Here is a 16,053-nt window from a genome sequence, read left to right as displayed (position 1 = left end):
GTCATTTTGCCGCCCCGATCCCATCCCTCCCCCCGCCGCTTGCGGAGGGAGGGATTTTTTGCGTGAACCGAGATGATCGCCTCCAGCACCCCGTCCTCCGCCGCCACCGACACCCGCCTGGGCATCCTGCTGATGCTGCTGGGCATGTCGCTGTTCACCGTCAACGACGCGCTCGGCAAATGGCTGGTCGCCGACTATCCGGTGGCGATGCTGCTGGCCATCCGCAGCCTGTTCGGCGCGATGCTGCTGGCCCCGCTGATCCTGCGCGAGGGGGTGCGGTCCGTCTTCGCGGTGAAGCGGCTGCCGTTGCATCTTCTGCGCGTCGGCTGCGTGGCGGGGGAGGTCGCCTGCTTCTACTGGGCGGTGCGGTCGCTGCCGCTTGCCAACGTCATGACCATCTACATGGCCGCCCCGCTGATCGTCACCGCGCTGTCGGTGCCGCTGCTCGGCGAGAAGGTGGGCTGGCGCCGCTGGGCCGCGGTGGTGGTCGGCTTCGCCGGGGTGGTGATCGTGCTGAACCCGACGGGCCAGTTCGACGCGGTGCCGTCGCTGGTCGCCCTGTTCGGCACGCTGGTCTTCTCCACCGGCCTGATCTCCACCCGGCTGCTGCGCGATTCGAGCAACCTGTCGCTGGTCAGTTTCCAGACCTTCGGCACCGGCCTGCTCGGCAGTGCGGCGCTGCCGCTGGTCTGGGTGCCGCCGCCGGGGCTGGACTTCCTGCTGCTGGGGGCGCTGGGCGTCACGGCGCTGGCCGGGCACGCGGCGATGAACCGCTCGCTCCAGCTCAGCCCGGCGGCGGTCGTGGTGCCGTTCCAGTATGTGTCGATCATCTGGGCGGTGGTGCTGGACCTGCTGGTCTGGGGCACGGCGCCGACCCTGCGCATCATCGTGGGCGCGTTGCTCATCATCGGCAGCGGCCTGTTCGTCTTCCACCGCGAGCAGGCGCTGAATCGCGGCGCGGCGGCGGAGGCCAACGCCAGCGGCGGCCCCGGCGCTTAAAGCGGGAAGAAGCGCGGCTCCAGCCGGACGGCAACCGGCTCCACCGGACTCCAGCCGAGGCGGGCGATCACTGCGTTCGCTTCCACCGCCCGGCGGCCCGGTTCCAGCGACCATGTGACGTGGTAGGTCCCGCCGCCGGGCCGGTCGGTCGTCCCGGCGATGGACACGACCAGCGCCTGCACGCCCTCCCCATCGTCTGCCAGTCCCAGGACCATTCCCTCACGCTCCGTGGGCAGCGGATGGCCCGCCCCGACGCCATGGGCCAGCGTGACGTGATGGGCGACGGTGCGAGCGTAGCGCGGCGGGAACAGGGCCAGCAGACGGGCGCGATCCGCTTCCGGCAGCGCCCAGCCGACGTACCCTCCGCGACGCTTCATGCGCTCTCCCCGGCGCCGCTCAGCGGCGTCCACCTCTCAGGATGTCGTCCATGATCTGGTTAGCCTCCGCCGGTCCGGCAATCAGCTCGATCATGCGGATGGCGGTGTAGCCGGTCCGCATGTCGCCGACCCCGTCGGCCAGCGACTGCCGCGCCGTGCCGGTCAGCGAGGCGGTGGCCTGCTGGGTCACGCTCTTCAGCTCGCCGCGCAGGCCCAGCGTGTCGGCGATGGTCGAGCATTTGCGCAGGGCGCGGGCCTGGTTCTCCGCCTGCGCCATCCGCGCCGTGTCGGTGCCGGGAGCCACGGTCTCCACTGCGGCGAGGATTTCGGTTTCCGCCCCATCAAGCACCTGGGTGCGCACCAGCTCGTGCACGGAGTTCCGGATGATCTTCAGCCGCTGGTCGAAGTCCTTGTTGCGGCTGTGCTCCATGGCGTTGCGCGTGGCCTCCAGACTGGCCACCAGATCGACGGCGAGGTTGGCGGCGGCCATGCGGTCCACCGTGCCGCCGGCCGCAGCGGATGCGCCGCGCGACCGTTCCTCGATCTGCGCCACCACCGTGCCGCTGAGATCCAGGAACAGGGCGGCGCGGTCGCTGGTCTTCTGGCCCAGATCCATGTCCCACAGGTTGCCCAGCAGGATCGACGGGTCGGACAGGCGGGCCGCGGCCAGCAGGATGAACAGCTTCAGCGCTTCCGGCCGCCCGCGCGCGACCAGCCGCCCGATGGCCTGGATGCCGTCCAGATGGTCCTTGTGCAGCTTCTGGATCGGCTTGGGCGACAGGACGGACTTCAGTTCGGCCACCGGCTGGGCGATGGTCAGGATGCGGGCGATGTCCTCGATGGTGCGGAGGCGGTCGGGATTCAGCCGCAGCCCCAGTTCGTCCGCGAAGCGCCCCGTTTCCGTCTGCTCCAGAATGTCGGCCACGGCGGCGGAGGCCATGGACCAGAAGGCGCGGGCCGGCTCCGCCCGCGATGCGCCGTCGCCCAGCGCGCCGGCGACGCCGCGCAGCCGCTCCTTGCCGATTCGTCCTTCCACCAGCGGCCACAGTGCGTTGACGGCGTCGCGGTCCACCTTGTTCAGCGGAGCCGGCTGGTTGCCGGTGGGAAGCTGGAACAGGTCCTCGAACGGTTCGCAGAACAGCCGCTTGAAGGTCGCGCGCCGCCGGGGCCGCACTTCCGCCAGACGGGGGCGGATCAGCGAGAAGGTGTGCCGGACCTCCGGATGGTCGCCGATCTGCTGCAACAGGTCGACCACCTGCCGGAACCGGGCCTCGTCGATGTCCAGCAGCTTGCTGCCGAGGCTGAGAAGGGCCTTGGGGTCCGTGGTCATGGTCAGGCCGCCTTCCCCTTGATCGCCTCGATCCGCATCACGAGGTCCGTGTCGAGCTGGCCGCTGCGCCAGTCCACATAGGCGCGCACCGTGCGGCGGTTCGCGGCCATCAGCCCGTCGGCCAGCAGCGCGTGGTCGGACTTCTCCTCGTCCCTGGGCAGCAGGGGCAGGACGCGGAACAGCTCGTGCACGGCCATGTCCTGCTCATGCTTGCTCCGGGTCTGGGCCTCCGCCCAGCTCGTGATGATGAAGTCCCAGCCGTCGAGCAGCCAGGACAGCCGGGTGGTCGACCTCCGCACCAGCGTGCGCTTGGTGTCCCACTGGCGCAGCAGCAGTTCGAAGGCCGCGACGGACTGGTCGAGCTGGTTCACCACGTTGCGGACCTGATTGAGCGTGTGCTCCGCCACCTCCGCGCAGAAGGTGCCGATGGGGGCGGCCTCCGACACGTTGCCGGTCGACCATTCGGTCATGCTGTCGCGGAACTGCAGCAGGTCGCGCGCCAGACGGCGCAGCCGGGCCGGCCTCGGCGAGGTGGCTATGCCCACCGGCTCCATGAAGGTCGCCAGCTCGGCCACGCGCGCGTACAGCTCGGTCGGCTCCAAAGCGAGGCTCTGCGCCGCCTTGGTCATGTAGCTGCGGGTCAGCTGCTCGCCCTTCTCGGAGCCGAGGCCGGCGCGCAGGATGTCCGTGGATTCCAGCCCGACCGCCTTCAGCACCTCGACGATGAGCTGGTAGTTGATGAGCAGCCGCTGCTCGTCCTCGTCGCGGAGCGCGGCCTCCGCCGCCTCCACGGCCAGCGGCCCGGCAAGGCCGCAGCGCGCGGCCTGGAGCACCGCCTTGCGGATGTCGTCCGGCGAGCAGCCGTCGGCCTTGCGGATCAGGTCCTGCAACATGCGGTCGTGGACGGTCATCGGGAAGGCGAGCGGCAGGCCCTTCCACGGCACCACATAGACGCCGTGCCCTTCCGACAAGTTGGGGATCAGAACCTCCAGCTTGTCCCGATCATCCTTGCGCACCCGTGTCTGCGCCAGAACCGGGGTGGTGAAGGCCACGGCGGCGCCGCGCTCCTCGAAGGTGGAGGGAGCAAAATTCGTAAGTGAACGCATAGTTCTCGGGTCGGGAGGGAAGTGGACATCGGCGCGGTACCACCCGTAGCCTGATTCGCTCAATTTTTCGTTAAATCCGCACAAGATCGTCTTTTCCTCTGCCCTTTGGAGGTAGGGCGTCACACCGCCGGTCCTTTGCCCGTTATTCAGCCAGAGGGTGCGGCGCAGACAGGCAGGGGGGGCGCGGCGAATGGCCGTGGTGAAATGGATCGGCTACGGCCTGTTGGGGCTGGTGGTGACCGTGGCGGCGGGCGTCGGCATCGCTCTCGCCGTCTTCGACTGGAACGACGCCCGCGGCTTCATCGCCCGGCAGGCGTCCAAGGCGCTGAACCGCGAGGTCGCCATCGACGGCAATCTCAACGTCCGGTTGGGGGACCCGCTGCGCATCCGTGTCGAGGGACTCCGGGTCGCCAACGCGGAATGGAGCGACGACAAGACAATGGCGGAGCTGCGGGTGCTGGACCTTCAACTCCGCCCCTGGCCGCTGCTGCGCGGCGACTTCGAGTTTCGGGAGATCCGCCTTACCGGTCCCAAGCTGCTTCTGGAGAAGAACCGGGAGGGGGCCGCCAACTGGGCCTTTGGCGGGCCGGACCCGCGCAAGGAGGCGGCGAAGGAGACGGTCAAGCCGGAAGACCGCACCGACCTGCCGATCATCGAGACGCTCGTGGTCGAGGAGGGGCGGCTGCGCTTCCGCGACCCCATCCGCAAGATCGACATCGACAGCGGCGTCAACACGGCGGTCGGCGGCAACGGCGACCAGGAGGTCCGGCTGGAGGGCAAGGGCGATTTCGCCGGCAAGCCCTTCACCCTGACGGCGGCCGGCGGCTCGCTGGAGTATCTGCGCGACGATCCCAAACCCTATCCCCTGCGGGTCGAGACCGCCATCGGCAAGACTCGCGGCAAGATCGAGGGCTCCATCGCCGAGCCGGTGCTGCTCCAGGGCGTCGACCTGTCGGTGGAACTGCGCGGCGACGATCTGGCCGACGTCTTCCCGATCCTGGGCATTCCCGTGCCGACGACGCGGCCTTACGCCATCTCCGGCCATCTCGGGCGCGAGGGCGATGTCTGGCGGTTCGAGGGGATGAACGGCAAGGTCGGCGAGAGCGACCTGTCCGGGCAGGTGGCGGTGGACTTGGGCGGCGAGCGGCCGCGGATCACCGGCGACCTGACCTCGCGCAAGCTGGCGGCGATCGATCTTGCGGGCTTCATCGGTGCCTCGCCGAAAGGCCGCGACGACTACCCGACCAAGGGGCGGGAGCGGGTCATCCCGGCTACCGAGATTCCACTGGAGAAGCTGCGCACCGCCGACATGGACGTGAAGTTCCGCGGCGAGCATGTGGAGGCGCCCTTCTCCACGCTGGATGCCCTCGACGCGCGGGCGAAGCTGGAGAACGGGCGGCTGGTGCTTGACCCGCTGTCGCTCGGCGTCGGCGGCGGGCGGGTCGCCGGGACGGCGGTTCTGGACGGCGGGCGCAAGACCCCGGCGCTCGACGTGAATCTGGACGTCCGGCAGATCAAGCTGGCCCGCCTGTTCCGCGAGACGGCCTTCGCGCAGGAGATGGGCGGCACGGCCAGCGGGCGCATCCAGCTCAAGGGGCAGGGCACCACGGTCGCCAACATCCTGGGTTCCTCCGACGGCAAGCTGGGAGTCGCCGTGGACGGCGGGCGGATCACCAGCTACGCGGTCAAGGGGCTGAAGACCAACATCCTGGAAACGCTGGGCGTCGTCCTGTCCGGCGACAAGCCCTTGCCCTTCAACTGTCTGGTCGCCGACGTGACGGTGAAGGACGGGTTGGTGGAAAGCCGCGCGCTGGTGCTCGACACGCCGGAAACGCTGGTGACGGCGGACGGCACGATCAACCTGCGCAGCGAGGCGATGGACATGACCGTGCTGGGACGCGCCAAGAGCCCCCAGATCTTCGCCACCCATGTTCCGGTCCATGTCCGCGGCACCCTGGGGTCGCCGGACATCGGGGTGAACGCCGCGGAGTCGGCGGCGCGCGGCGCCGCGGCGGTGGCGCTGGGCGTCCTGCTGACCCCGCTGGCCAGCGTTCTGCCTTTTCTTGACCCAGGCAGCGACGAGCAGCCACACTGCGGCGAACTTGTCCGGAACGCCCGGTCGCCGTCGAACGCCAACACCGGCTCCAGCGGGGCCGGCAAGGGGCGCGACGCGGCGCCATCGGGCTCATCCTCCGGCAAATCCCAGTAACGACGCACCAACAATTCCCCAAAAAAGGGCTGCATGACGCTCGACCAGGGACTCGCCTTCGGCATCATCGGCGCGGTGATCGCGCTGCTGATCTGGGACAAGCTGCGCTACGATCTCGTCGCCATGCTGGCGCTGCTGGCGGCGGTGGCCGTCGGGATCGTCAAACCAAAGGACGCCTTCAGCGGCTTCTCCGACGACATCGTCATCATCGTCGGCTCGGCGCTGGTGGTCAGCGCCGCGGTCGGCCGCTCCGGGATCATCGAGGAGGTGATGCGCCCCCTCGGCGCCCGCATGAAGACCGTGCCGGCGCAGATCATCGTGCTGACCGGGGCGGTGACGCTGCTGTCCGCGGTGGTCAAGAACATCGGGGCGCTCGCCATCTTCATGCCCATCGCCATGCAGGTGGCGCGGCGCAACGGGACGAAGGTGTCGTTGCTGCTGATGCCCATGGCCTTCGGCTCGCTGCTGGGCGGGCTGATGACGCTGGTCGGCACCTCCCCCAACATCATCGTCAGCCGCCTGCGCAACGAGATGGTCGGCGAGCCCTTCGGCATGTTCGACTTCACGCCGGTCGGGCTGACCATCGCGGTGGCGGGGGTGGCCTTCCTGACGGTCGGTTACCGCCTGCTGCCCACCGGTCGTCAGGCGGCGTCGGGCAGCGCCGGGGGCTTCTCCATCGACGACTACACGGCGGAGGCGCTGCTGCCGGAGAAGTCGCCCTTCGTCGGCAAGACGGTCGCCGACCTGGAGGCCTACGGCGAGGGCGACGTGACGGTCGCGGCGATCATCCGCGAGCGGCATCGCCGCTTCATCCCGTCCGGCCATTGGGTGCTGCTGGCGGGGGATGTGCTGGTGCTGGAGGCCGACACCCAGGCGCTGGGCGACCTCGTGAAGCACGCCGGCCTGGAGCTGATGCACGAGAAGGAACTGGAAGGGGTGCAGAGCGACGAGGATCTTGCGGTCCTCGAAGCGGTGGTGGAGCCGCGCTCTCCCCTCATCGGCAGCAACGTGGAGGATGTGGAACTGCGGGAGCGCTACGGCGCCAACCTTCTGGCGCTCAGCCGGCGTGGGCGGCCGATCCGCCAGAGACTGCGCCGCGTCCGCTTCCAGCCGGGCGATCTGGTGGTGCTCCAGGCGCGGGCGGCGGGGTTGTCGGACACGCTGAACGAACTCGGCTGCCTGCCGCTGGCGGAGCGCAACCTGTCCATCGGGCGGCGGCGCAAGCGGCGGATCGCGCTGGCCGTGATGGCGGTGACCATCGGGCTGGTGGCGACCAGCCTCGTCCCGGTGACGCTGGCCTTCTTCGGCGCCGCGGTCGCCATGACGGCGCTGCGGGTGATCACGCTGAAGGAGGCTTACGAGTCGATCGAGTTGCCGATCCTGGTGCTGCTGGGCGCCCTTATCCCGGTCAGCGAGGCGTTGCGCACCACCGGCGGGACGGAGCTGATCGCCGGCTGGCTGTCCGTCGCCGCGCAGGGGCTGCCGCCCGTCGGGGCGTTGGCCCTGATGTTGATGGCGGCGATGGCGGTGACGCCCTTCCTGAACAACGCGGCCACCGTCCTGGTGATGGCCCCCATCGCGGCCAGCCTCGCCAACCATCTGGGCTTGCGACCCGACGCCTTCCTGATGGCGGTCGCCGTGGGGGCGGGCTGCGACTTCCTCACCCCCATCGGGCACCAGTGCAACACGCTGGTCATGGGGCCGGGCGGCTACCGTTTCAGCGACTACGCGCGGCTTGGTTTGCCGCTGTCGCTGATCGTCATCGTGCTGGGCACGACAGCGATTGCGCTGTTCTGGCCCCTGATGCCGCATTAGCCCCGGACGTCAGTCCCAGACCGGCGCCAGACCGTCCGGGCTGACGATCCGCCCGTCGGGGCGGGCGAGGCCACGGATGGCCGCCATGTCCGCATCCGACAGCGCGAAGTCGAAGATGGCGAGGTTCTCGGCGGCGCGCTTATCGCCGACCGTCTTCGACAGGGCGATCACCCCCTCCTGCTGGACCAGCCAGCGCAGGACCACCTGGGCGGGGCTCTTGCCCAGCCGGGCGGCGATGTCGGTCAGCACCGGGTCCTTGAAGACCTTGCCGTCGGCCATGGCATAATAGGCAGTGACGGACTGGCCGTGGCGGCGCGCCGCCTCCAGCATCACCGACTGGTCGATGTAGGGGTGGTATTCGATCTGGTTGGTCACGATGGGCGCCTTGCTGAGGCGCACGGATTCGTCCAGCAGGGCCCGATTGAAGTTGCTGACGCCAATGTGACGGGTCTTGCCGGCGGCCCGGACGGCGTTCAGCGACTCGATCTGCTCGGCGAGCGCAACGGCCTCGTTCGGCCAGTGGAGCAGCAGCAGGTCGACGTAGTCGGTCCGCAGCTTCGCCAGACTTTCGTCCACCGAGCGGCGGAAATCGTCGGCCTTGTAGTTGCTGACCCAGACCTTGGTGGTCAGGAAGACCTCGCCGCGCGGCAGGCCGGACGTCTTGATGGCCTCGCCGACCTCGCTCTCGTTGCCGTAGATCTGCGCGGTGTCGATGTGGCGGAAGCCGAGCTTCAGGACCTCCGGTACCATGCGCAGCACGTCGGGGCCGCTCATGCGGAAGGTGCCGAAGCCGAGGGCGGGAATGGAGGCGCCGTTGGCGGTGACGTCGTGCATTGGTCTCGATCCTCTCGAATGCCGAGTTTTTGTCAGTGTATCAGGCCGACCGGGTATCACGCAGGCTGGGCGACAGCCTCGCTGCGGCGCCCGTCCTTACGGTCGAGCGCGCCGCTGAGCAGGGTCAGCGCCAGCCCACCCAGCACGAACAGCCCACCCACCCACGGTGTTGCCGCGAGGCCGAGCGCGCTGTCCACCACCTGCCCGCCGAAGAAGGCGCCGGCGGCGATGCCCAGGTTGAAAGCGGCGATGTTCAGGGCCGAGGCCACGTCCACCGCGCCGGGCGCGTGGCGCTGCGCCAGCTGCACGACGTAGAGCTGGAGCCCCGGCACATTGGCGAAGGCCAGCGCGCCCATGCCGGCCAGGGTGACCAGCGCCGGGACCGGGCTGGAGGCGGTGAAGGTGAAGACGATCAGCACCACCGCCTGAAGGGCGAACAGCCAGGCCAGCGCGCGGACCGGGTTGCGGTTGGCGAGCTTGCCGCCCACCATGTTGCCGACCGCGATGGCCGCCCCGTAGAGCACCAGGACGAGGCTGACCGTGCCGTTGGAAAAGCCGGTGATCGTCTCCAGGATCGGCGCCAGATAGGTGAAGGCGACGAAAGTGCCGCCATAGCCCAGTGCCGTGATGGCGAAGGCCAGCAGCAGGCGCGGCTTGGCCAGCACGCGGACCTGCGTGCCGAGGCCGGCGGCCGGCGGCTGGCTGAGCTTCGCCGGGACGAGCGCCGCGACGCCCAGCGCGCCGATCACGCCCAGAGCGGAGACCGCCAGGAAGGTGGCGCGCCAGCCGAAATTCTGGCCGATCCAGGTGCCCATCGGCACGCCGGTGACGATGGCAATGGTCAGGCCGGAGAACATCATGGCGATGGCCGAGGCCCGCTTGTCCTCCGGCACCAGATCGGCGGCGATGGTCGCGCCGACCGAGAAGAAGACGCCGTGGGCGAAGGCGCTGAGCACGCGGGCGGCCAGCAGCGTCTCGTAATTGGGGCTGACCCCGGCCAGCAGGTTGCCGGCGATGAAGAGGCCCATCAGGCCGAGCAGCAGCGGCTTGCGCCGCAGCCGGCCGGTCAGCGCGGTCAGGACCGGGGCGCCGACGGTGACTCCCAGGGCGTAGACGCTGACCACCATGCCAGCCATCGGCAGGCTGACGTTCAGGTCGGTGGCGACGGTCGGAAGCAGGCCGACGACGACGAACTCGGTCGTCCCGATGGCGTAGGCGCTGATCGCCAGCGCCAGCAGTGCGAGTGGCATGACTGAATGCTCCATCCATGCGAGCTGTGCAGGACGCATCAGATGAGCCAAAAGGACGGGATGCGGAATGCCGTCCGTTTTCGCATGATCGTGTCATTCAATGACAAGATCGGCGAAAGGGCACACCCGATGAGCGACAGCCGCGCCTGGGACATGAGGGTCTTCCTGCGCGTCGCGGCGCTGGGCAGCTTCAGCGCCGCCGGGCGCGAGGTCGGCATGACCCCGTCCTCCACCGCCAAGCTGGTGACCCGGTTGGAGGAGCGGCTCGGCGTGCGGCTGGTCGAACGCTCCACCCGTCGGCTGCGCCTGACCGCGGAGGGGGAGTTGTACCGCGAGCGGGCCGAGAGCCTGCTGGGCGACCTCGACGCCATGGAGGCGGAGGTGGCGGGCGGCGCCCGTTCGCCCACCGGCCTGATCCGCATCAGCGTGTCGGTGCCCTTCGGGCGGCATTGCCTGCTGCCGCTGCTGCCCGACTTCACGCGGGTCTATCCCGGCATCCGCCTGGACCTGACCCTGACCGACGAGGTGGTGGACCTCTACGCGGCGCGGACCGACGTGGCTTTCCGCGCCGGGCGGCTGTCCGACTCGGCGTTGCTGGCGGTGCGGCTGGGCGACGTGCGGCGGCGCATCGTGGCGTCGCCGGACTATCTGGAGCGCATGGGCCGGCCGGAGAGCGCCGCCGACCTGGAGCGCCACGACTGCCTGGGCTTCAACTTCCGCCGCGCCGCCGCGGTCTGGCCGTTGAAGTCCGGCGGGCGGCTAATCGACCGCGAGATCGACACGCGCATCGTCGCCAACAACGGCGAGACGGTGCGCCACATGGCCCTGCTCGGCCTTGGGCTGGCCCGGCTGGCCGAGTACCACATCCGCAACGACCTTGCCGCCGGGCGGCTGGTCAGCGTCCTCGACGATGTGCTGGTGGATCGCGAGGAGATCCACGCCGTCTACACCGGGCGGGAACGGGTGCCGCACCGGGTCCGCGCCTTCCTCGATCACATGACGCCGCGGATGCGCGCATGCCTGCAATGACCGAGCGGCGGGGTGGGGCGTCTTGCTGAAAATAGATAGCAAAGCTATTAAATAGGCATGAAATCGAATAACCCGTCCGCCCCCGCCCCGGACTTTCCGTCCAACTTCGGCATCCACCTGTTCCGCGCCGCCCATCTGTGGCGGCGCGAAGCGAACAAGGTGCTGGCGGAGAGCGGCTTTTCCTCCTCCGTCATCTCGCCGCTGATGCTTCTGAACGAACTCGGCGACGGGATGCGCCAGCGCGAGCTGGCCGAGGAGATGGGGGTGGAGGGGCCGTCGCTGGTCCGGCTGCTCGACAGCCTGGAGGCCGCGAAGCTGGTCGAGCGCCGGGAGGCCCCGGACGACCGGCGGGCCAAGACGCTGCACCTGACGGACCAGGGCCGCGACCTGCTGGCCCGGGTGAACGCCGCGCTGAACGACGTGCGCCGCCGCCTGCTCCAAGGCGCCTCCGGCCCGGAGATCGCCGGCGCGGTGCGCGTCATGGCGGCGATCGAGTCGAACGCCCGAGCCATGAAGGGCTGACGGCGGTTCTACACAGCAGCGCGTTCCGCAGCGGCGGGATACGGAATGATCGCTCCCGGCCGCGCCGGTCGAGCGCAAGGACGAACCACGGTGAAAATCTTCCCCCTCCTCATTCGGATCACGGTCACGCTGGTCGTCACGCTGGGCGCCGTCGGCGGCGGCTGGTGGCTGTGGGACTACTACATGAACGAGCCCTGGACCCGCGACGGGCGGGTGCGGGCCGACGTGGTGCAGGTGTCCTCCGACGTCGCCGGTCTGGTGACCGAGGTGCAGGTCATCGACAATCAGGCGGTCCGCAAGGGCGACGTCCTGTTCGTCGTCGACCCCAGCCGCTACCGCCTCGCCGTTGATCAGGCCGAGGCCAACCTGGAAAGCGCGCGCGCCGAGCTGTCCTTCCGCAAGGCCGAGGCCGACCGCTACGCGCAACTCGGCAACAACGTCGTCTCCACCGCCCAGCGGCAGGAGGTCGCTGCCGCCCAGGCGAAGGCCGCCGCCGCCGCGCGCCAGATGGAGGCGGCGCTCGACCTCGCCCGCTTCAACCTGGAGCGGACGGAGGTGCGGGCGACGGTGGACGGCTTCGTCACCAATCTCCAGCTCAAGGCCGGCAACTACGTGACGGCGGGCCAGCCGGTGGTCGCGGTGATCGACCGCCATTCCTTCTACGTCGTCGGCTATTTCGAAGAGACCAAGCTGCCGCGCATCCGCATTGGCGATCCGGTCCGCGTCACCATCATGGGCGAGCCGGAGCGGCTGACCGGACGGGTCGACAGCGTGACCCACGCCATCGTCGACCGCGACCGCACCGATGGCACGGGCCTGCTGCCCAACGTCAACCCGACCTTCAACTGGGTCCGTCTGGCCCAGCGCATCCCCGTGCGCGTCGCTCTGGAGCAGGTGCCCGATCCCCGCGACCTCGTCGCCGGGCGCACCGTGACCGTCGAGGTGGTGCGGGAGACGGAGCAGGGGGCGCCCGCCGAGCGGGTGGCCAAGCAATGAAGACGCCCGCCCTGAAACTGGTTTCGCTGAGCGAGGCGCTGTTCTCGGTCAAGGCCTTCGCGGCGGCCATGGCGGCGCTCTACATCGCCTTCTCCATGGGGCTGCCGCGGCCCTTCTGGGCGATGGCGACCGCCTATATCGTCTCCGGCCCGCTGTCAGGCGCGGTGCGGTCGAAGGCGGTCTTCCGCGTCGCCGGAACGGCGCTGGGCTGCGCCGGGGCCATCGCCCTGGTTCCGGCGCTCGCCGATTCGCCGGAGCTGCTGACCCTGGCCCTGGGGCTGTGGGTGGCGGTCTGCCTGTTCATCTCGCTGCTCGACCGCACGCCGCGCAGCTATCTGTTCATGCTGGCCGGCTACACCATCGGCCTGATCGGCTTTCCCGCGGTGACCGACCCGTCGACCATCTTCGACACCGGTCTGGCCCGCGTCGAGGAGATCCTGATCGGCATCCTCTGCGCCACCGTGGTGCACAGCGTCGTCTTCCCGCAGAGCGTCGGGCCGGCGCTGCTCGGCCGGCTGGACGCCACGCTGCGCGACGCCGAGCGCTGGACCCGCGAGGCCCTGTCGCGCGAGCGGGCGCCGGAAGGGGCGGCCAATGCGCAGGAGCGCCAGAAGCTCGCCCGCGACATCACCGAACTGCGCGTCATGGCGACCCATCTGCCCTACGACACGTCGGAGGTGCGCTGGATGACGCGCGCGGTGCGGGCGATGCAGGACCGCATGGCCTATCTGCTGCCGCTAACCGCGGGCATCGAGGACCGGCTGGACGCCCTGCGTGGCCAGTTGCCCGCCGAGGTTTCCGTCCTGCTGGCCGATCTCGACCGTTGGGTGGGTGGTGACAATGAGGAGGGCGGCGCCGACCGCCTGCGCGCGGAGATCGCCCGGCTGTCCCCGGCCATCGGCGCAGACACCGGTTGGAAGGAGGCGACGCTTCTCAATCTGCTGACCCGGCTGCGCTCGCTGGTGGACATCCACCAGGACTGCCGCGACCTGCGGGCGCACATCCGCGACGGCAAGAGCGGCCTGCCGGAGCGCCTCGACCCGCTGACCCGCCGCCGCTCGCGCGACGTCTTCCATCTGGACGCCGGCATGGCGCTGTGGTCGGGCTTCGCGGCGCTGCTCGGGATCACGGTGGTCTGCGCCTTCTGGATCGGCACGGGCTGGTCGTCGGGATCGGCGGCGGCGATGATGACCGCGGTCTTCTGCTGCTTCTTCGCCTCGCTGGACGATCCCGCACCCGGCATCCGCCTGTTCCTGGTCTTCACCCTGCTGTCGGTGCCGCTGGCGGCCTTCTACCTGCTGGTCGTGCTGCCGTCCTTCGACAGCTTCCCCATGCTGGTGCTGGGCCTCGCCCCGACCTTCCTGGTGTTGGGCGTCTTCGTGGCGCGGCCGGCGACCATGGGCAAGGCAATGGCCCTGCTGATGGGGGTGGTCGGTTCGCTCAGCCTGCTCGACCTCGGAACAGGGGATTTCGCCTCCTTCCTCAACAGCACCGTCGCGCAGGTGGTGGGCATCGCCACGGCGCTGCTGGTCACCCAGCTCTGCCGCTCGGTCGGCGCGGCGTGGAGCGCCCGGCGCCTGCTCCGCGCCGGCTGGAGCGAGATCGCGGCGATGACCGCCGCCCGTTCCGGCATTCCGGTGGGCAGTTTCGAGAACCGGATGCTCGACCGGGTGGGGCTGCTCTCCTCCCGTCTGGCGCTGGCCGGTCCGCAGCAGGATCTGGCGGCGGCGGACGCGGTGAACGACCTGCGCGTCGGGCTGAACGTGGCGGAGCTGCAGCGCGCCCGCCGCGCGCTGGGCGGCCCGGCGGCGCCCCATGTGGCGCGGCTGCTAGGCGCGGTGGGGCAGCATTTCCGCGGCCTGTCCAGCCGCCGCCTCGGCACGCCCCCGGCGGAGGTCCTGCCGATGATGGACGCCGCCCTGTCCAACCTGTCGGCCGAGCCGTGGTCGGCGGAGCGCGACCGCGCGGTGATCGCGCTGGCCGGGCTGCGCCGCGCGCTGTTTCCGCACCTGACCTTCGCCGCCCCCGACCCCTCCAGCGAATCGCTCCGCGAACCGGTGACCGCATGATCGGCGAAATCGACATCTATGGGCTGTTCATCCCGCCGCTGCTGATCCTGGCCATCGCGGCCTGGTTCGTCTCGGGCCTGCTGCGGCGCGGCCTGCGGGCGGTGGGGTTCTACGGCTGGGTCTGGCACCCGCCGCTGTTCGATCTGGCGCTCTATGTGCTGGTGCTGAGCGCGCTGACGGCGCTGACCGCGTGGTTGCGGTAAGGATTCGCCCAGGATGGGGGAAGGCGGGTCGGGGCGCTTATTGTTATGGACTTCCCTCCGACGCCCCGAACCACCTATACCCATCCAAACCGTAAGGTTTAGAGACGTATCGGTTACCGCTGATATAACAGTTTGTCAAGCGATGGGGCGGTTGGGAATCGGGATGGTCTTATCCGGCTCTTAATAACCCTCTCCCCGGAGGGGAGAGTGGATATCAGCGCTTCCGCGCGACAACGGATGGACCGCGCCGCCTCCGCCTTGCCGGTGGGGCGGCCTTTGCGGTACCATTTCGGCCATGGTTGAAACGCGACGCACCGGTGACCGCTCCAACGAACCGATCCGCTCCGAGGTTGGGGGCGGGCGCGTCGCGTCGCCCGCTTCGGTCGGCGTCCGCAACCGGGCGGAGCAGGTCGGCGGCGGGCGCCAGCGCATCCCCAGCGTCCGCGAACTGGCCAGCCTGCTGGTGAACGGGATCCTGACGCTGCCGCGCAATTACCGCCGCGGCATGTATCTCGACGTTCAGGTCTGACCCACCCCAACCCCCATGTAAGCCGTGATCTCCGGTCCGAACAAACGCTCCAGCAGCAGGGGCGGCAATTCGTATTGGGGCAGGCACAGGCTGGTGCTGCGGGCGTGCAGGGTGTGCAGGCACAGCCCCTCGGCGTCCGGAAAGGCGGCTACGCGGAAGCGCTCCCGCGCCGCCTTCATGAAAGGCGCGTCCTCGCAGGCATTGACCGGCGGGAAGCGCACCCCCTCCCACACCGACCGCCGGTAGGCGTAGGAGAAGCCGTAGCCCAGCACATTGTCGTCGGACGGCGGTGTCTCCGGGGCCTCCACATAGGACCGGGTCGTCCGCCCCCAGCGGTGATGCGAGCCGCCGTGCGCCGTGTCCCAATAGCCGAAGGTTCCATGCACCGCGCTGTGCAGGAACCAGCCGGACAGGGTCACCGCGTCGTGGCCCGCGTCCAGCCAGCCGAGCAGCCGCTCCACATAGTGGGGCGCGTAGAAGTCGTCGTCGTCGAAATGGACGATGACCTCGCCGCGCGCGTGATCGGCCAGGATGTTGCGCTTCTCCCCGACGGCGTAGCGGCGCGGCGCGTAGAAATACTTCAGCCGCGGCCCGGCGAGCGGCTGGAGATAGGCGGACGGGCGCGGGCTGTCGTCGAACACCAGCCACTCGATGTCGGGGACGGTCTGCGACAGCACGCGGGCGTGGCACAGCGGCAGGAAGGCTTCCCGTCCCCAGCTTGGCGTGATGACGCTGACGAGCGGCCGGTCGGCCATGGTCTCTCCTTCGCAACAAAGCAGCGCCCC

Annotated in this window: 15 protein-coding genes; 9 read left to right on the top strand and 6 right to left on the bottom strand. The window is 69.6% G+C overall.

Features of this window, described 5'->3' with window-relative positions; all coding sequences use genetic code 11:
- Positions 1-72 precede the first annotated feature (72 nt).
- The gene (locus H1Q64_RS19780; protein WP_014198227.1) at positions 73-999 is read left to right on the top strand and encodes a DMT family transporter; all 927 of its coding nucleotides are present in this window, start codon (positions 73-75) and stop codon (positions 997-999) included.
- On the opposite strand, the gene H1Q64_RS19775 is transcribed toward H1Q64_RS19780, so the two are convergent.
- From H1Q64_RS19775 to H1Q64_RS19765, 3 genes are read right to left on the bottom strand one after another with little or no spacing between them, the layout of a single operon-like run.
- Positions 996-1,376 carry a hypothetical protein gene (locus H1Q64_RS19775; RefSeq protein WP_237905273.1) on the bottom strand — a complete coding sequence of 127 codons (381 nt, stop codon included), beginning with the start codon at positions 1,374-1,376 and terminating at the stop codon, positions 996-998. The two genes, H1Q64_RS19780 and H1Q64_RS19775, sit on opposite strands and share 4 nt — an antisense overlap.
- Before the next feature lie 19 nt (positions 1,377-1,395).
- Positions 1,396-2,706, bottom strand: coding sequence for a hypothetical protein (locus tag H1Q64_RS19770; RefSeq protein ID WP_237905272.1), 1,311 nt, complete (start codon positions 2,704-2,706; stop codon positions 1,396-1,398).
- A 2-nt stretch (positions 2,707-2,708) separates the two neighbouring features.
- Positions 2,709-3,812 (bottom strand): hypothetical protein, encoded by a 1,104-nt coding sequence (locus H1Q64_RS19765; protein WP_237905271.1) that lies wholly within the window; start codon positions 3,810-3,812, stop codon positions 2,709-2,711.
- 190 nt (positions 3,813-4,002) lie between these two features.
- On the opposite strand from H1Q64_RS19765, the gene H1Q64_RS19760 reads away from it, so the two are divergent.
- Complete coding sequence (locus H1Q64_RS19760) at positions 4,003-6,021, top strand: AsmA family protein (protein ID WP_237905270.1); 2,019 nt, start codon at positions 4,003-4,005, stop codon at positions 6,019-6,021.
- A 33-nt stretch (positions 6,022-6,054) separates the two neighbouring features.
- Complete coding sequence (locus H1Q64_RS19755; RefSeq protein ID WP_237905269.1) at positions 6,055-7,836, top strand: SLC13 family permease; 1,782 nt, start codon at positions 6,055-6,057, stop codon at positions 7,834-7,836.
- Positions 7,837-7,845: 9 nt separating this feature from the next.
- On the opposite strand, the gene H1Q64_RS19750 is transcribed toward H1Q64_RS19755, so the two are convergent.
- Together H1Q64_RS19750 and H1Q64_RS19745 are read right to left on the bottom strand one after the other, a co-directional pair.
- Positions 7,846-8,670 (bottom strand): aldo/keto reductase, encoded by an 825-nt coding sequence (locus H1Q64_RS19750; RefSeq protein ID WP_237905268.1) that lies wholly within the window; start codon positions 8,668-8,670, stop codon positions 7,846-7,848.
- Positions 8,671-8,726: 56 nt separating this feature from the next.
- On the bottom strand, positions 8,727-9,920 hold the full coding sequence (locus tag H1Q64_RS19745; RefSeq protein ID WP_237905267.1) for an MFS transporter: 1,194 nt from the start codon (positions 9,918-9,920) through the stop codon (positions 8,727-8,729).
- A gap of 129 nt (positions 9,921-10,049) precedes the next feature.
- Here H1Q64_RS19745 and H1Q64_RS19740 point away from each other — a divergent pair, with 129 nt between their 5' ends.
- The 6 genes from H1Q64_RS19740 to H1Q64_RS19715 all read left to right on the top strand — a co-directional run bounded on the left by H1Q64_RS19740 (position 10,050) and on the right by H1Q64_RS19715 (position 15,268).
- On the top strand, positions 10,050-10,949 hold the full coding sequence (locus H1Q64_RS19740; protein ID WP_237905266.1) for a LysR family transcriptional regulator: 900 nt from the start codon (positions 10,050-10,052) through the stop codon (positions 10,947-10,949).
- Positions 10,950-11,006: 57 nt separating this feature from the next.
- Entirely contained in the window at positions 11,007-11,471 is a 465-nt protein-coding gene (locus H1Q64_RS19735; RefSeq protein ID WP_237905265.1) for a MarR family winged helix-turn-helix transcriptional regulator, read from the top strand.
- A gap of 90 nt (positions 11,472-11,561) precedes the next feature.
- On the top strand, positions 11,562-12,467 hold the full coding sequence (locus H1Q64_RS19730; RefSeq protein ID WP_237905264.1) for an HlyD family secretion protein: 906 nt from the start codon (positions 11,562-11,564) through the stop codon (positions 12,465-12,467).
- Positions 12,464-14,536, top strand: coding sequence for an FUSC family protein (locus tag H1Q64_RS19725; protein WP_237905263.1), 2,073 nt, complete (start codon positions 12,464-12,466; stop codon positions 14,534-14,536). Before H1Q64_RS19730 ends, H1Q64_RS19725 begins: the two co-directional genes overlap by 4 nt.
- Positions 14,533-14,739: a DUF1656 domain-containing protein gene (locus H1Q64_RS19720; protein WP_014198238.1), complete on the top strand. Its 207-nt coding sequence runs from the start codon at positions 14,533-14,535 to the stop codon at positions 14,737-14,739. Before H1Q64_RS19725 ends, H1Q64_RS19720 begins: the two co-directional genes overlap by 4 nt.
- A gap of 295 nt (positions 14,740-15,034) precedes the next feature.
- Positions 15,035-15,268 carry a hypothetical protein gene (locus tag H1Q64_RS19715; protein ID WP_237905262.1) on the top strand — a complete coding sequence of 78 codons (234 nt, stop codon included), beginning with the start codon at positions 15,035-15,037 and terminating at the stop codon, positions 15,266-15,268.
- Here the strand turns inward: H1Q64_RS19715 and H1Q64_RS19710 are convergent.
- On the bottom strand, positions 15,259-16,023 hold the full coding sequence (locus tag H1Q64_RS19710; RefSeq protein ID WP_237905261.1) for a glycosyltransferase family 2 protein: 765 nt from the start codon (positions 16,021-16,023) through the stop codon (positions 15,259-15,261). The two genes, H1Q64_RS19715 and H1Q64_RS19710, sit on opposite strands and share 10 nt — an antisense overlap.
- Between the last annotated feature and the right edge of the window lie 30 nt (positions 16,024-16,053).

The organism is Azospirillum brasilense, from assembly GCF_022023855.1.
Lineage (GTDB): Bacteria > Pseudomonadota > Alphaproteobacteria > Azospirillales > Azospirillaceae > Azospirillum > Azospirillum brasilense_F.
The sequence above is the reverse complement of the archived record's forward strand: the minus strand, read 5'-3'. Positions and strand labels throughout refer to the sequence as shown.

Bases quoted from the DNA above. Each gene is read 5' to 3' on its own strand.
- H1Q64_RS19780 (WP_014198227.1), top strand. From the start codon at position 73: ATGATCGCCTCCAGCACCCCGTCCTCCGCCGCCACCGACACCCGCCTG.
- H1Q64_RS19775 (WP_237905273.1), bottom strand. From the start codon at position 1,376: ATGAAGCGTCGCGGAGGGTACGTCGGCTGGGCGCTGCCGGAAGCGGAT.
- H1Q64_RS19770 (WP_237905272.1), bottom strand. From the start codon at position 2,706: ATGACCACGGACCCCAAGGCCCTTCTCAGCCTCGGCAGCAAGCTGCTG.
- H1Q64_RS19765 (WP_237905271.1), bottom strand. From the start codon at position 3,812: ATGCGTTCACTTACGAATTTTGCTCCCTCCACCTTCGAGGAGCGCGGC.
- H1Q64_RS19760 (WP_237905270.1), top strand. From the start codon at position 4,003: ATGGCCGTGGTGAAATGGATCGGCTACGGCCTGTTGGGGCTGGTGGTG.
- H1Q64_RS19755 (WP_237905269.1), top strand. From the start codon at position 6,055: ATGACGCTCGACCAGGGACTCGCCTTCGGCATCATCGGCGCGGTGATC.
- H1Q64_RS19750 (WP_237905268.1), bottom strand. From the start codon at position 8,670: ATGCACGACGTCACCGCCAACGGCGCCTCCATTCCCGCCCTCGGCTTC.
- H1Q64_RS19745 (WP_237905267.1), bottom strand. From the start codon at position 9,920: ATGCCACTCGCACTGCTGGCGCTGGCGATCAGCGCCTACGCCATCGGG.
- H1Q64_RS19740 (WP_237905266.1), top strand. From the start codon at position 10,050: ATGAGCGACAGCCGCGCCTGGGACATGAGGGTCTTCCTGCGCGTCGCG.
- H1Q64_RS19735 (WP_237905265.1), top strand. From the start codon at position 11,007: ATGAAATCGAATAACCCGTCCGCCCCCGCCCCGGACTTTCCGTCCAAC.
- H1Q64_RS19725 (WP_237905263.1), top strand. From the start codon at position 12,464: ATGAAGACGCCCGCCCTGAAACTGGTTTCGCTGAGCGAGGCGCTGTTC.
- H1Q64_RS19720 (WP_014198238.1), top strand. From the start codon at position 14,533: ATGATCGGCGAAATCGACATCTATGGGCTGTTCATCCCGCCGCTGCTG.
- H1Q64_RS19715 (WP_237905262.1), top strand. From the start codon at position 15,035: ATGGTTGAAACGCGACGCACCGGTGACCGCTCCAACGAACCGATCCGC.
- H1Q64_RS19710 (WP_237905261.1), bottom strand. From the start codon at position 16,023: ATGGCCGACCGGCCGCTCGTCAGCGTCATCACGCCAAGCTGGGGACGG.